The following is a 14,180-nucleotide window of genomic DNA, read 5'->3' as shown; positions in this document are numbered from 1 at the left end:
CGCCACGCTGGTGACGCTGACCACGCGCGTGTCGGACATGGTGGAGACGTTGGAACGCGCGCTGGCGTGGCTGCGCCCGCTGGGCGTCAACGCCGGCAAGGTCAGCCTGATGCTGGCGCTGACCATCCGGCTGGTGCCGGTCCTGCTGGCCCAGGCGCAGGAGATCCGCATGGCCCAGCGCGCCCGCGGCGTGGAACGCAGCGCCGTGGCGCTTCTCGTGCCGCTGATGGTGAAGACGCTGCGCATGGCCGACGATCTGGCCGACGCGCTGGAGGCGCGCGGCTACGACCCGCATTGAGGAACATGGACTTTCCTTGACCGGAATATTCCCGCTTCGTCATCCCCGCGACGGCGGGGATGACGTTTTAGAAAGGTGCCCCACAGGTTGGGTTGAGGCGCCAGCCGCAGAACCCAACGTGTTCGCGATGCGGGGACGTTGGGTTTTCGCTGGCGCTCAACCCAACCTACGGGTGGATCCTTGAACAGGCCGTTGCCCCCACCCTGCCCTCCCCCAGCGGGGCTGGGGGAGGGAGTTTTGGGTTACGACCGCTCGGGCGGGGTGGCGCCCGGCGCGGGGATGGTCAGGTAGCGCAGGCGCTTCATCTCGCGGCGGCCGTGGGTGACGGTGTCGAGGATCAGGCCGCACATCAGGCTGAGGAAGGCCAGCAGCATCAGGCCCGTGGACAGAACCGCCGTGGGCAGGCGCGGCACCAGGCCGGTCTGCACGAAGGTGGCGATCACCGGCGCCGCCAGACCCAGCGCCGCCAGCGCCAGAAGCGCGAAGACCAGGCTGAAGAAGGGCAGCGGCCGTTCCTCCTTCACCAGGACCAGGATGGTGCGCAGGATGCGGAAGCCGTCGCGGTAGGTCTTCAGCTTGCTGACCGACCCTTCGGGCCGGTCCTTGTAGGGGGTCTTCACCTCGGCGATCGGCATGCGCAGCTCCAGCGCGTGCACGGTCAACTCCGTCTCCGTCTCGAAGCCGCTGGCGAGTGCGGGGAAGGACTTCACGAAGCGGCGGGAGAAGACGCGGTAGCCGGACAGCATGTCCTGGATGCGGCTGCCGAAGATCTGCGCCACGATGCCGGTCAGCACCTTGTTGCCCAGGCGGTGGCCGGGGCGGTAGGCGGCGGCGATGTCGGTCACCCGCTGGCCGTTCACCATGTCCAGCTGCTCGGCCCACAGCTTCTGGATCATCTGCGGCGCGCTGGGCGCGTGGTAGGTGTCGTCGCCGTCGACCAGGACGTAGACGTCGGCCTCCACGTCGCTGAACATGCGGCGCATGACGTTGCCCTTGCCCTGCAAGGGTTCGTGCCGCACCACGGCGCCGGCGGCGCGGGCCACCTCCACCGTGCGGTCGGAGGAGTTGTTGTCGTAGACGTAGATGGTGGCGTCCGGCAGGGCCGCGCGGAAGTCGCGCACCACCGTGCCGATCGCCGCCTCCTCGTTGTAGCAGGGGATCAGCACCGCCACGGCCGGCGTGTCCGGCCGCGCCGCGGGCTTGGGCGTCCAGTCCGTGGTGGTGTCGACCAGGGAAATCGCGCTGCCAGCCATTATCCTCTCCCGACTGTCCATTTTACAGGGTCCCCCTGGAATTCGCCTTGGCCCGCATGTAGTCGCCGAAGCACAGCACCAGCGTGACCAGGATGGTCAGCGCGGTCGTCTTGGCGGCCAGCGAGTTGTTGGTGGAGGCGACCACCAGGAAGGTGGCCACCGTCAGCCCGCCGACGTAGCCGCCCCGGTGCGCCGTGCGCCACAGGAACAGGCCGAAGCCGTACGTCAGCAGCGCCACGTTGACGATGCCCAGGTTGACGATCAGGTAGATCCAGAAGTTCTCGATGACGCCGATGTGCGACAGGTTCTCCATCAGGATGCCCACCGCCTCGCTGCTGATGCCGAACCAGAGCTGGTCGCGGCTGATGTAGTTGAAGATGTTGAAGGCCTCCAGGCGGGTCTGGGCGCTGCCGTCGAACAGCGCGCGGCCGACGATGCGCTCACCCAGGCCCGTGGTGCTGAGCACGCCCAGCAGCAGCAGCGGGCCGATCAGCAGGATCGACAGGTAGATCACCGCGCGCTGCAACGACAGCGTGCCGCGGTAGAGCCGCGCGCAGACGTCCACGACGATGAAGCCGAACAGCCCCACCACGGTCAGCAGCGCCGCCGCGCGCCCGCCGAAGGCCAGCAGGCCCAGCCCCAGGATGCCGAAGGCGACGGCCGAGCCGCGCCCGGTGGTCGCCAGATGGAAGCCCAGGATCGCCGCCGGCACGGTGATCAGCGCGTTGTTCAGCGGGTGCCCCAGAAGGGAGGCGGCGCGGAACTCCATGCCGCCGTCCCAGCGGATGTCCCATTGCAGGTAGCCGATCAGGTACTGCCGCGTCGCCGCCTCGCCGATGGCGATCAGGGCGTTCAGCGTCAGCAGCCAGAAGACGACGGCGAACAGGCGCGCCCGCGTCTCCGGCGCCAGATGATGCAGGACGATGGCGAACAGCGCCGGGGCGATGAAGACGTCGACCAGATACGCCAGACCCGACGGGCCGTAGCGCATGATGCCGAACAGCGCCACCACCGCCACCAGACCCAGGAAGACGACCTCGGCGCCTTGGCGGCGCCAGATCGCCTGCATGGTGGTCACCGGGTCGCCCCGCGTGAACAGCAGCCAGCCGAAGGCGGCGAGGATCAGGTAGGTGGAGGGGTGGATCTTGCCCAGGAGGCCGCCGCCGGGGCTGACGTAGGCGATGCCCAGCGTCTCGATCAGCGGCGCGCCCAGGCAGGCGGCCAGCGCCGCGGCGGCCAGCGCGATCTTCGCCAGAACGCTCTGCCGCGCGACGGAGGTCGCCAGCGGCGGGACGCCGAGTGGGGTGCCCAGAGGGGTGCCCAGGGGATTATTGGTGAGTTCGGTCATGGCGTTGCTGTCGCCTCCGTCACGGTCGGCACACTGAAAAAGAAACTGGAAGCGGAGCGTCCCTTCATAGCCCCTCCCCCTTGACGGGGGAGGGGTTGGGGAGAGGGTGGTTACGGGCGGATGCCCGGAAGAGGTTCATATCCCGGCTGACGCCGGCTATCCCCCTCTCCCCAACCCCTCTCCCGCTCTCAGCGGGTCCAAAGGACCCGCCTGTCGCGTCAGCCGGATCAAAGATCCGGCGAGAGCGAGGGGAGAGGGGCTTTGTCCTTGGCCGCGCCGACAACAATCCGACCTCCACCGTGCTCAATTTAAGGTGCGGCGGGCGTCAGGCGGCCCGGTTCATCGGGACTGCCGCGCTCGTAGACCCACACCGACCGATCGGGGAAGGCCTTGCGCAAATCCTCCGGCACCGCATCCGGACGGGCGTAGAGCACCGGGCCGTCCACCGACAGGCCGTTGCGCGCCAGATCCTCGGCGATCAGGCCCAAGCCCGGCGTCGTCTTGACGATGACGATGGCCTTGTCCAGCTTCATTTCGGCGGCGAGGCGGTAGAGGTCCTGCCGCTCGGCGATCTGCGTGCGGTAGGTGGGCCACAGGAAGAGGTGCGTGAGGACCAGGGTGCACAGGCACACCAGCACGGCGTGCAGCACCACCGGCCGTTCCCACACCCGCCGGCCCCAGGCGGTGACCAGCGGGGCCGCCGTGCCGATGGTGGCCAGCATCAGCGGGAACCCTTCGTAGTAATAGCGCGGGCCGTAGCGGTTGCCGCCCAGCGTGGGGAAGAAGACGTAGCCGACCAGGAAGGTGGGGAAGATCAGGTCGTAGAAGCGGATGGCGCCGTTGCGCGCCTTCACCGCGAAGGCCACCGCGTACAGCGCCAGCAGGATCGGCGACACCCAGACCGCCAACTCGGCCACGCGGTAGAGCGACAGGGCACTGCCGTGCACCACGTCCTTCCAGGCGGCGGTCAGGAAGATGTCCGGCCGGTTGATGACGGAATAGGTGCTGCGGAACGGGCTGCCGGTGATCGCGTCCTGGTAGAGCATGAGGAGGCCGAGGAACGGGGCGGCGACCAGCGCCATGACCACGGCGATGCGCAGCCACGTCCGCCGATTCTCGACGAACACCCAGACCAGCATGGCGGGGATCAGCAGCAGCAGCGTCATGTAGCGCGTGGCGCCGATGACGCCCAGGCACAGCGCCGCCGCGACCAGCGCCAGCCAGCCACTCCCTTGGCCCCTGTCGTCGTTGTAGCGCACGCAGGCGACGCACAGCAGCGCGATGCACAGCGCGGTGAAGACGTGCGAGTGGTAGGAGGCTGCGTTGTAGACGGTGAACGGCGTCAGCGCGAAGACCAGCGCCACCGCAACGGCAACGGTCCGGTCGCCGTAGGGCCACGCGCGCGCCGCCAGCGAGGCGGTCAAGGCACCGCCGAACAGCGCGTTGGCCGCCCACGCCGGCAGGCCGATCAGCACGGCCAGCGCCAGCGCGCCCGGCCAGCCCGGCGGGTACTGGCTGACCCACTTGCCGTCCAGCACCCAGGTGCGGTAGGGGGCGAAGGTCTCGCCCAGCGGCGGGGCGGCCACCCACAGCTCGCCGCGCGCGAAGTGCCAGGCCTGGAACAGGTAGGCGTACTCGTCGCCGGAGTTGGGGAAGCCCTCCAGCACCACATAGGCCACCACCAGCGTGCCGGCGACGAAGGCGGCCAGCACCAGGGCGAGGGAGAGCACGTTGCGCCGCTCGATCGCTTCGGCCAGCGTGCGCGCGAGCGCGCGGGAGCTTTCCGGGGCCAGCAGGGACGGCACCAGGACGGCGGAAAGCGAGAGCGCGCCGAAGGCGACGAAGCTGACGATGCCGGCGGGGGTGAGCAGGCGTTGCGGGTGAACGGTCAGCGGCACGATTTCCGCCAGCAGCACGATGCCGGCGCCGGCGAACAGCGCGTAGACCGCGGCGATCACCCAGGCGCGGTCGAGCGCCCGGCGGGCATCCGCGTTGCGAACCGTCGAGGACAGATGGGTCATGCAATGGCCCTGTTCTGGACGCGGGCACGCTTTGCCCGCTCGCGGCAATATCGGGAGGTGTAGTTGGGGTTGGCCGCGCGCCCGTGTCCAACAGGCAAAGGACGCACCCCAAATCGGTAGGGGGAGGCGCGCGCGGGGGACCGGCCGGGCGGACGGAGTCGCCGCCGGAGGTGCACCGGCCGGGTCGAAGTACCCGGATGGCCCGGCGCGGTCCAAACGGCGGATCCACGCCTACCACGCCTCCCGCGTTCGGGAACACCAAAGAACAGATGCCCGGGCGGGCCTGCGCAACCATAAGAAATGGTGGGAGCGGAGCGCGCCCTGGCGCGTCCTTGCCGATTTTAGGCGAAAGCTTCCCGGCTTTATCCCTCTTACAGAGTAGACCGGAAATGAACGCAATTCGCCGGACAGACAAGGCATTGCCCTTGGCATCGGACCCGACGACGACGGGCGAAAAGCAGTTGAGCCTGTATGAGGCGTACAAGCTGCTCTACCGCCGTAAATGGATCATGGTCGGCATCGTGGCCCTGAGCGTCGCCGCGGGCGTGGCCATCGCCGTCAGCACCAAGCCGCGTTTCACCGCCACCGCGACGGTCATGCTGGACCCGCGGCAGGAGCATCTGGTCAACGTCGAATCCGTCCTGTCCGGCCTGGTGCCGGACACCGCCACCATCGAGAGCGAGGTGGAGGTGCTGCGCTCCCGCAGCCTCGCGCGCAAGGTGATCGACGAGACGAACCTGCTGAGCACGCAGGAGTTCAACCCGACCGAGCAGGAGGTGCCGCTCACCGCCCGGGCGATGGGCTTCGTGCGCCGCACCATCGCCGACGCCCGCACCATGGTGGAAGGGTGGATGGGCCTGGAGCCGCCGGCGCCCGAGGCCCCCTACGCCGGCGAGGACGCAATGATGACCCAGGTCATCGACCGCTTCGAGGAGAGCCTGTCGGTGGGCGCCGTCGGCCGATCGCGCGTCATCGCCGTGTCGTTCACCGCGCAGGATCCCGCACTGGCCTCCCGCGTCGCCAACAAGCTGGTCGAGGCCTACACGCTCCAGCAGATGCAGGCCAAGTTCGACGTGACGCAGAAGGCCACCAGTTGGCTGAGCAGCCGGATGAACGAGCTGAAGGCCGAGGCCGAGGCGTCGGAGAACCGCGTCGAGACGTTCCGCGCCGAGAACGGCCTGCTCAAGGGCCAGAACACGCTGCTGCTGTCCGAGCAGGTGTCGCGCCTGAACACCGATTACGTCACCGCGCACGCCGAATGGCAGGCCGCGCAGTCGCGCCTGGAAGCCATCGAGCAGGCGGTGCGCCGCACCGGCCCGGCGGCCGTGTTCAGCTTCCCCGAGCTGACCGAGAACCGCCCGCTGGACGACCTGCGGCGGATCGAGGCCGACCAGCAGCGCCGCCTGGCCGAGCTGTCGAACATGTACGGCCCGCGCAACCCGGCGATCATGGCGCTGAACGCCGAGATCAGCGCCACCCGCCAGCGCATCGCGCGCGAGGCCGAGGACGCCGTGCAGCGCGCCCGCAACCAGGCCCAGGTGGCGGAGAAGCGCGCGCAGGCGCTGCTGGCCTCGCTGGCCGGGCAGAAGGAGGACCTGTCGCGCCTGAACGTGACCGAGGTGCGCCTGCGCGCGCTGGAGCAGGAGGCGCAGGCCAACCGCACCATCTACGAGACCTTCCTCAACCGCCTGAAGCAGACCGAGCAGATGGGCTTCGTGCGGCCGGAATCCTGGGTCGTCTCGCAGGCCGACGTGCCGTTGGCGGCGTCGTTCCCGAACAAGCCGCTGATCGTCGTGCTGGCCGCCCTGCTGGGCAGCGTCATCGCGCTGCTGGTCGTCTTCGCGTCGGAGCTGTTCGAGACCGGCATCCGCAGCATGGAGGAGATCGAGGGCCGCCTGGGCATCCCGGCGGTGGGCCTGGTGCCGCGCATCCGCAAGCGGTTCTGGCGCCGCGGCGGCCTGTTCGGCGAGATCGACCGCAACCCGTCGTCGGCCTACGCCGAGGCGCACCGCTCCGTGCTGACGTCGGTGCTGATGAACACGTCCGGCGAGGCGGGGGGCCGCGTGGTCCTGTTGACCTCCACCCTGCCGGGCGAGGGCAAGACGACGACCACGCTGTCGCTGGCCCGCGTGGCGTCGCGCAGCGGCTACCGGGTGCTGGTGGTCGACGCCGACCTGCGCCGCGCCGGCCTCAGCCACGAGCTGAACGTCACCGGCGGCAACGGGCTCAGCGACTACCTGGACGGCAAGGCCAGCCTGGAGGACGTCATCCGCCAGTCCAAGAGCGGCCTGCAGGCCATCGGCGCCGGCCGGTCGCGGCACGACGTGCAGCTGCTCCTGCTCTCGCCGCGCTTCAACGAGGCGATCCAGGCGCTGCGCAACCACTACGACCTGATCCTGATCGACTCGCCGCCGGTGCTGCCGGTCAGCGACACCAAGATCCTGGCGGTCAGCGCCGACACCTGCCTGTACGCCATCCGCTGGCGCCACTCTCGCGCGCGGTCGGTCGCCTTCGCCATGAAGGACCTGGAGGCCAGCGGCGCCCCCATCGCCGGCGCCATCCTGACGCAGGTCGACACCCGCCAACTGGCCATGCACACCTACAGCGACGCCGACATGTATTCCAAGGAATGCGCCCGCTACTACACGGCGTGACGCCTTCCCCCGAAGCCCCTCCCCCCCTTGCGGGGGAGGGGTTGGGGAGAGGGGGAATACCGGCGGCAGCCGGGAAAAATCTTCCTCCGCCCTGCCGGGCGTAATCCCCCCTCTCCCCAACCCCTCTCCCGCAGGGGGAGAGGGGCTTCAAGGTGGGCGTGACACCCACAGAGCCCTTCTTCCTGGTTCGGCGAGTAACGTTCGTTCCGCCGCACCAGGGGGAAGGGCTTTTTCTTGCCCTTTTCTTCACAAATCGCGCCGCCGGGGCACCGACGAAGAAACCGTACGCGGCTGACGGATTACTACCGACGCGGTCGCCCCTCGACGACATGGCCCTGCCGGCACCACCATGGATTCTCCGGCTTTGCCAACAAATACCCCGTTCCGTTTCTTACGCTAACACTTACCACGCCGGATTGGCACTTCGAATGGAGCGTTGACGGCAAGCTATCAGTCGCACATCTTGCTTTGCATTCTATTGGTTGCGACACGACCACCAACCACGAGCCGCTTTTAAAGATAATAGGACCTTTGTGTTAGCCACTTCACTGCTGAGTTACTATCCAAGTCCGTCATTCACCGTGCGTTTTTATTCGCGGAAGATCCGGCACCCAGGGTCGCCCCAGGGGCGCCGGCGGTCCTTCCGAAGGCTGAGATCCCAGGTGGCTGCGTCCGGGCAAGGGTCCGGGTCACCGGCAAGCGCGGAGTTCCTGAATGAGAGTTCTCATCGTCTTCGGCACCCGGCCAGAGGCCATCAAGATGGCGCCGCTCCTCAAAGCGATTGAGCGCACGCCCGGGCTGACGCCGATCGTCTGCGTGACCGCGCAGCACCGGCAGATGCTCGACCAGGTGCTGGAGCTGTTCGACATCCGCCCGGACTTCGACCTGGACGTCATGCGCGACGGCCAGGGGCTGGCCTACATCACCAGCGCGGTCCTGTCCGGCACCATGGACGTCATCGCCCGGTGCAAGCCCGACCGCGTGCTGGTGCAGGGCGACACGACCACCACCATGGCCACCACCATGGCCGCCTTCTACGCCCGCGTGCCCGTCGGCCACGTGGAGGCGGGGCTGCGCACCGGCAACCTGATGTCGCCCTGGCCGGAGGAGATGAACCGCAAGGTGGCGAGTTGCATCGCCGACCTGCACTTCGCCCCCACCACCCAGTCGCGCGACAACCTGCTGCGCGAGGGCATCGACGCCGCAAGGATCGAGGTGACCGGCAACACCGTCATCGACGCGCTGCTGTTCGCCGTGGACCGCATCGAGAAGGACGCGGCGCTCCGCGCCTCGCTGGACGCGCAGTTCCCGTTCCTCGACGAGATCGAGCGGTCGGGCCGCCGGATGATCCTGGCCACCGGCCACCGGCGCGAGAACTTCGACGGCGGGCTGGAGCAGGTGTTCACCGCGCTGTCCTGGCTGGCCGAGCGGCCGGACGTGTCGGTCGTCTTCCCCGTCCACCTGAATCCCAACGTGCAGAAGGCCGCGCAGGCGATCCTGAAGGGCCGGGACAACGTGCACCTGATCCCGCCGCAGGAGTACCTGCCCTTCGTCCACCTGATGAAGCGCGCGCACCTGATCGTCACCGACTCGGGTGGCGTGCAGGAGGAGGCGCCGTCGCTGGGCAAGCCCGTGCTGGTCACCCGCGACACCACCGAACGGCCGGAAGCCGTCACCGCCGGCACCGTCGAGCTGATCGGCCCGTCGGCCGAGGCCGTGGTCACCCACGCCACGCGCCTCTTGGACGACGCCGAGGCGTACCGGCGGATGAGCCGTGCCCACAACCCTTATGGCGATGGTCGCGCCTGCGACCGCATCATTGCGAGGATGCTCCATGAAATCGGTTAGCAGGATTTCCGTTGTCGGCCTCGGGTACATTGGTCTGCCCACCGCGGCCGTCTTCGCCGACCGCGGCGTCGAGGTGGTCGGCGTCGACGTCAGCGCCCACGTGGTCGAGCGCATCAACGCCGGCGAGCCGCACATCGTCGAGCCGAACCTGGGCGCGCTGCTGCGCCGCGTGGTCGAGGCCGGCAAGCTGCGCGCCTCGCAGACGGTGGAGCCGGCCGACGCCTTCATCATCGCGGTGCCCACCCCGTTCCAAGACGTGGAGGGGCACCACTGGCCGGACCTGAGCTACGTCGAGCAGGCGTCGCGCGCGGTGGCCAAGGTGCTGAAGGAAGGCGACCTGGTGATCCTCGAATCCACCTCCCCCGTCGGCACGACGGAGCGGATGTGCACCTGGATGTCGGAGGAGCGCCCGGACCTCACCTTCCCCACCCAGCGCGGCGAGCTGTCGGACGTGCGCGTCGCCCATTGCCCGGAGCGCGTGCTGCCCGGCCGCATCCTGGACGAGGTGGTGAACAACGCCCGCGTCATCGGCGGCATCACCCGCAAGTGCGCGCAGCAGGCGCTCCAGCTCTACAAGATCATCTGCGAGGGCGAGTGCCGGCCGACCAACGCCCGCACGGCCGAGCTGGCGAAGCTGGCGGAGAACGCCTACCGCGACGTCAACATCGCCTACGCCAACGAGCTGTCGGTCATCTGCGACAAGCTGAAGATCAACGTGTGGGAGCTGATCAAGCTGGCCAACCTGCACCCGCGCGTGAACATCCTGCGCCCCGGCCCCGGCGTGGGCGGCCACTGCATCGCCGTCGACCCGTGGTTCATCGTGGACTCGGCACCGGACGAATCCCGCCTGATCAGCGCGGCGCGCGCGGTGAACGACGGCAAGCCGGAGTTCGTCTGCGCCAAGGTGCGCGAGAAGGCGCAGCACCTGAAGGAGCCGGTCATCGCCTGCCTGGGCCTGTCCTACAAGAAGGACGTGGACGATCTGCGCGAGAGCCCGGCGGTGCACATCGTCGCCAACCTCGCCCGCGAGAAGGTCGGCAAGCTGCTGGTCGTCGAGCCGCACGTCAACAAGCTGCCGCGCGAGTTGGAGGAACTGGGCCTGGAGCTGACCGACTTCGACGCCGCGCTGGATCAGGCGAACCTGGTGGTGCTGCTGGTCGACCACATGGGCTTCCTCTACGTCGACCGCGACCTGCTGAAGGACAAGTTCGTCATCGACACCGTCGGCGTGTGGTGAGGACCGACGTTGGGTTTTCGGCTGCGCCTCGACCCAACCTGCGCGGGAATTCCTCGTAGGTCGGGTTGAGCGCCAGCGAAACCCCGGCGCCGCAATGCAGAGTGCGAAGGAGGTTCCATGGACGGGCTTTCGGGCGTCAACCGCAGCGCCGGCGATTTCCTCGACGCGCGCGGCGTGCGGGCGCGGCGGATCGACTTCCTGGGTGTGCCGCTCGACCCCCTCGACATGGAGGAGACGGTCGCCGTCATCGATTCCGCGCTGGCCCAGCGCGTGCGGCTGCAGCACGTGGTGGTCAACGTCTCCAAGCTGATCAGCATGCGCCGCGACGCCGACCTGCACCGCGACGTGGTCGAAAGCGACCTGATCAACATCGACGGCATGGGCATCGTCTGGGGGGCGCGCCTGATGGGGCTGCCGGTGCCGGCGCGCGTCGCCGGCATCGACCTGATGGACCGCGTGCTGGAGCTGTGCGCCCGGCGCGGCTACCGCCCCTACATCCTGGGCGCCAAGCCGGCGGTGCTGGAACAGGCCATCGCCAACATCCGCCGCCGCTATCCGGACATCGACATCGCTGGCTGGCGCGACGGCTATTTCAAGCGCGAGGAGGAGGAGGAGGTCGTGGACGCGATCCGCGCGTCGCGCGCCGACTGCCTGTTCGTCGCCATGTCCAGCCCGATGAAGGAACGCTTCACCCAGCTCTACCGCGACCGGCTGGGCGTGTCGTTCCTGATGGGGGTCGGCGGTTCCATCGACGTGATGGCCGGCATCACCCGCCGCGCCCCGGACTGGATGCAGCGGGCCGGCCTGGAATGGCTGTACCGCGTGCTGCAGGAGCCGCGGCGCATGTGGCGGCGCTATCTGGTGACCAACAGCCTCTACCTGGGCCTGCTGACGCGCGAGGTGCTGCGCACCCGCCTGGCCGGCGAACGGCGGGCGTGAACGAAAAAGCCTCCCGGCCGGGGGCCGGGAGGCGCATCAGGTTCAGGTCTGGCTTCCACCGGGTGCGCCGGTGAAAATCGTTCGCCATCATACCGCGCCCCGCGTTATGCGCAAGCGATCATAGCGGTGTGGCAGGGCGATCGCTTGAAGGACCTGGGGTTGCTGGATAGCCCCTCTCCCTTGACGGGAGAGGGGCTTTAAGGCGATTGCCCTGAGCGGTGCGGCCTGGCGTGACGGCGGTGCCGCGCGGGGGCGTCCGGGCCTCGCCTTTTCGCGGGGAGCCACAATCTTAAACCGGGCAGGGAGCCAGCCCGGACTCCCGTATTCGGGGGCCGCACATGGCCACGCTTCCGACCATACGATCACTGCATCCGCGACCGGTGCTGGCACCGATGCCGCGGCCGTTGCGCACGGCGTCCGGCGCGATCCCGGCGGCGCCGCTGGTGCTCATCGACGTCCAGACCGACCAGGACGTCGTCGGGCGCGCCTACGTGTTCTGCTACACGCCCCTTGTGCTGAAGCCGATGTGCGCGTTCCTGGGCGATCTCGCCGGGCTGGTCGCCGGCAAGCCGGTGGCGCCGGCCGATCGCTTCCGCGAGCTGTCGCAGACCTTCCGCCTGCTAGGGCGGCAGGGGATCGTCGGCATGGCGCTGTCCGGATTGGACATGGCGCTGTGGGACGCGCTGGGGCGCGCGGCCGACCGGCCCGTGGTGGAATTGATCGGCGGGACCGCCCGGCCCATACCGGCCTACGACAGCTTCGGCCTGGTCGATCCGGTCGCCGACCGGGCCGCGCTGGAGGCGTCCGTCGCGGCCGGCTTCCGGGCCATCAAGATCAAGATCGGCGAGGGGAGCGCCGCCGAGGACGCGGCCATGGTGCGCGGCGTGCGCGACGTCATCGGGCCGGACGTCCGGCTCATGGTCGATCTGAACCAGTCGCAGGGCGCCACCGAGGCGATCCGGCGCATCGAGCGGCTGGCCGAATTCGACCTGACCTGGGTGGAGGAACCGGTCGCCGCCGAGGACCTGGAAGGGCACGCGCGCGTGCGCGCCGCGTTGCCGGTTCCCGTGCAGACCGGCGAGAACTGGTGGTTTCCGGCGGATATGGCCCGCGCGGTGGCGGCCGGCGCCTGCGACATGGCGATGCCCGACCTGATGAAGATCGGCGGCATCACCGGGTGGCTGCGGGCCATGGCGCTGGCCGAGGCGGCGAGCCTGCCGCTCTCCAGCCACCTGTTCGTCGAGGCGAGCGCGCACGCGCTGGCCGTCAGCCCCACGTGCCATTTCCTGGAGTACCTGGACATGGCCGGCGCCATGCTGGCCGAACCGGTGCGTCCGGCCGGCGGCATGGTCACGGCGCGCGGGCCGGGGTTCGGCATGGCGTGGGACGACGACGCCCTGGCACGCTTCACGGTGACCTGAACGAACTGGTGATGGTGGCCGCTTGACGGCGGGGGCATTGCTTCGGTCTCCTTCCCTCCTCGAAAGCGCGAGGGGGATGGTTGCCATGGTCGCGAGGTTCGCCGGTCTGCTGTTCTGCCTTTCGCTGGTGCCGGCCGCCGCCGTCGCGGCGCCGCCGGAGACCGTGGACTACGTCTGCCGTGGCGGGAAAACGATCAGCGCCACCTACCTGTCGCACCGCGAGGTCGGCTTCGTCGTGCTGCGCTGGAACGGCCGCGACCACGGGCTAGCGGAGGCACCGTCGGCCAGCGGCGCCCGCTATGCCTCCATGGCCGGGACGACGCCCGAACAGCCCGGCCTGGAATGGTGGGAACACAAGGGGGAGGCGACGCTCAGCGCCTTCACCGGCAAGGATTTCTTCGACACCAAGCCGCTGCTGACCGAGTGCCGCCCGCGCAAGTGACGCGCGGGTCCTTCAGACATCGCCCAACGCCGCCAGTTCCGCGTCGGTGAAGAGGCGGGAGCGGGTGATGAAGCGGACGCCCTCCGGCGCCTCCAGCGAGAAACTGCCGCCGCGGCCCGGCACCACGTCGATGACGAGCTGGGTGTGCTTCCAGTATTCGAACTGGACCGCCCCCATGTGGAAAGCGCAGCCGGCGATGGCGCCCAGGCGGACATCGCCACCGCCGACCCGGAACTCGCCCTCGGCATAGCACATGGGCGCGGAGCCGTCGCAGCAGCCGCCGGACTGGTGGAACATCAGCGCCCCGTGCCGCGCCTTCAGACGCTCGATCAGCGCCACGGCGGCGGGCGTGGCGATCACGCGCTCGACCATCGCCTCTCTGCCTTCATAAGGACCGGTAGGTTGGGTCGAGACCCAACACCCTGCGCGATGCGAGGGCGTTGGGTCTTCGCCGATGCTCAACCCAACCTACGGGTTCCGGTTTAGAAGAAGCCCAGGGCCTTGGGGCTGTAGCTGACCAGCAGGTTCTTGGTCTGCTGGTAGTGGTCGAGCATCATCTTGTGCGTTTCGCGGCCGATGCCCGACTGCTTGTAGCCGCCGAAGGCGGCGTGCGCCGGGTAGAGGTGGTAGCAGTTGGTCCACACGCGGCCGGCCTGGATGGCGCGGCCCATGCGGAAGGCGCGGTTGCCGTCGCGGCTCCACACGCCCGCACCCAGGCC

General features: G+C 69.0%; 12 protein-coding genes. 7 read left to right on the top strand and 5 right to left on the bottom strand.

Features of this window, described 5'->3' with window-relative positions:
- A partial coding sequence (locus VED21_RS05095; protein ID WP_324881239.1) for an energy-coupling factor transporter transmembrane component T occupies nucleotides 1-298 on the top strand: 298 nt, incomplete at its 5' end.
- 242 nt (nucleotides 299-540) lie between these two features.
- Here VED21_RS05095 and VED21_RS05090 read toward each other — a convergent pair.
- The 3 genes from VED21_RS05090 to VED21_RS05080 form a co-directional block, all read right to left on the bottom strand.
- Nucleotides 541-1,551 carry a glycosyltransferase family 2 protein gene (locus VED21_RS05090; RefSeq protein WP_324881238.1) on the bottom strand — a complete coding sequence of 337 codons (1,011 nt, stop codon included), beginning with the start codon at nucleotides 1,549-1,551 and terminating at the stop codon, nucleotides 541-543.
- Between the two features lie 22 nt (nucleotides 1,552-1,573).
- A complete protein-coding gene (locus VED21_RS05085) occupies nucleotides 1,574-2,899 on the bottom strand; it encodes a VpsF family polysaccharide biosynthesis protein (protein ID WP_324881237.1) in 1,326 nt (441 codons plus the stop codon).
- A gap of 308 nt (nucleotides 2,900-3,207) precedes the next feature.
- Nucleotides 3,208-4,920, bottom strand: a complete 1,713-nt coding sequence (locus VED21_RS05080) for a hypothetical protein (protein WP_324881236.1) — start codon at nucleotides 4,918-4,920, stop codon at nucleotides 3,208-3,210.
- Nucleotides 4,921-5,345: 425 nt separating this feature from the next.
- On the opposite strand from VED21_RS05080, the gene VED21_RS05075 reads away from it, so the two are divergent.
- The 6 genes from VED21_RS05075 to VED21_RS05050 all read left to right on the top strand — a co-directional run bounded on the left by VED21_RS05075 (nucleotide 5,346) and on the right by VED21_RS05050 (nucleotide 13,461).
- Nucleotides 5,346-7,574, top strand: a complete 2,229-nt coding sequence (locus tag VED21_RS05075; RefSeq protein ID WP_324881235.1) for a GumC family protein — start codon at nucleotides 5,346-5,348, stop codon at nucleotides 7,572-7,574.
- A gap of 714 nt (nucleotides 7,575-8,288) precedes the next feature.
- Nucleotides 8,289-9,422, top strand: coding sequence for a non-hydrolyzing UDP-N-acetylglucosamine 2-epimerase (gene wecB / locus VED21_RS05070; protein WP_324881234.1), 1,134 nt, complete (start codon nucleotides 8,289-8,291; stop codon nucleotides 9,420-9,422).
- Nucleotides 9,409-10,659, top strand: coding sequence for a UDP-N-acetyl-D-mannosamine dehydrogenase (gene wecC, locus VED21_RS05065; RefSeq protein WP_324881233.1), 1,251 nt, complete (start codon nucleotides 9,409-9,411; stop codon nucleotides 10,657-10,659). The genes wecB and wecC overlap by 14 nt, the downstream gene beginning before the upstream one ends.
- Nucleotides 10,660-10,776: 117 nt before the next feature.
- Complete coding sequence (locus VED21_RS05060) at nucleotides 10,777-11,598, top strand: WecB/TagA/CpsF family glycosyltransferase (RefSeq protein ID WP_324881232.1); 822 nt, start codon at nucleotides 10,777-10,779, stop codon at nucleotides 11,596-11,598.
- Nucleotides 11,599-11,936: 338 nt separating this feature from the next.
- Nucleotides 11,937-13,019: an enolase C-terminal domain-like protein gene (locus VED21_RS05055; RefSeq protein WP_324881231.1), complete on the top strand. Its 1,083-nt coding sequence runs from the start codon at nucleotides 11,937-11,939 to the stop codon at nucleotides 13,017-13,019.
- Nucleotides 13,020-13,104: 85 nt separating this feature from the next.
- Nucleotides 13,105-13,461: an MliC family protein gene (locus VED21_RS05050; protein WP_324881230.1), complete on the top strand. Its 357-nt coding sequence runs from the start codon at nucleotides 13,105-13,107 to the stop codon at nucleotides 13,459-13,461.
- Between the two features lie 12 nt (nucleotides 13,462-13,473).
- Here the strand turns inward: VED21_RS05050 and VED21_RS05045 are convergent, their stop codons facing one another.
- Nucleotides 13,474-13,833 carry a DUF779 domain-containing protein gene (locus VED21_RS05045; RefSeq protein ID WP_324881229.1) on the bottom strand — a complete coding sequence of 120 codons (360 nt, stop codon included), beginning with the start codon at nucleotides 13,831-13,833 and terminating at the stop codon, nucleotides 13,474-13,476.
- Nucleotides 13,834-13,943: 110 nt separating this feature from the next.
- Nucleotides 13,944-14,180: aldehyde dehydrogenase family protein (locus VED21_RS05040; protein WP_324881228.1), on the bottom strand; the 237-nt coding region annotated here is incomplete at its 5' end.

This window comes from Azospirillum sp. (genome assembly GCF_035627195.1).
Classification (GTDB): Bacteria; Pseudomonadota; Alphaproteobacteria; order Azospirillales; family Azospirillaceae; genus Azospirillum.
This window is presented reverse-complemented; position numbering and strand designations above follow the sequence as displayed.

Coding starts and splice junctions, on each gene's coding strand:
- VED21_RS05080 (WP_324881236.1), bottom strand. CDS start 4,920: ATGACCCATCTGTCCTCGACGGTTCGCAACGCGGATGCCCGCCGGGCG.
- wecB (WP_324881234.1), top strand. CDS start 8,289: ATGAGAGTTCTCATCGTCTTCGGCACCCGGCCAGAGGCCATCAAGATG.
- VED21_RS05050 (WP_324881230.1), top strand. CDS start 13,105: ATGGTCGCGAGGTTCGCCGGTCTGCTGTTCTGCCTTTCGCTGGTGCCG.
- VED21_RS05090 (WP_324881238.1), bottom strand. CDS start 1,551: ATGGCTGGCAGCGCGATTTCCCTGGTCGACACCACCACGGACTGGACG.
- VED21_RS05060 (WP_324881232.1), top strand. CDS start 10,777: ATGGACGGGCTTTCGGGCGTCAACCGCAGCGCCGGCGATTTCCTCGAC.
- VED21_RS05045 (WP_324881229.1), bottom strand. CDS start 13,833: ATGGTCGAGCGCGTGATCGCCACGCCCGCCGCCGTGGCGCTGATCGAG.
- wecC (WP_324881233.1), top strand. CDS start 9,409: ATGAAATCGGTTAGCAGGATTTCCGTTGTCGGCCTCGGGTACATTGGT.
- VED21_RS05085 (WP_324881237.1), bottom strand. CDS start 2,899: ATGACCGAACTCACCAATAATCCCCTGGGCACCCCTCTGGGCACCCCA.
- VED21_RS05055 (WP_324881231.1), top strand. CDS start 11,937: ATGGCCACGCTTCCGACCATACGATCACTGCATCCGCGACCGGTGCTG.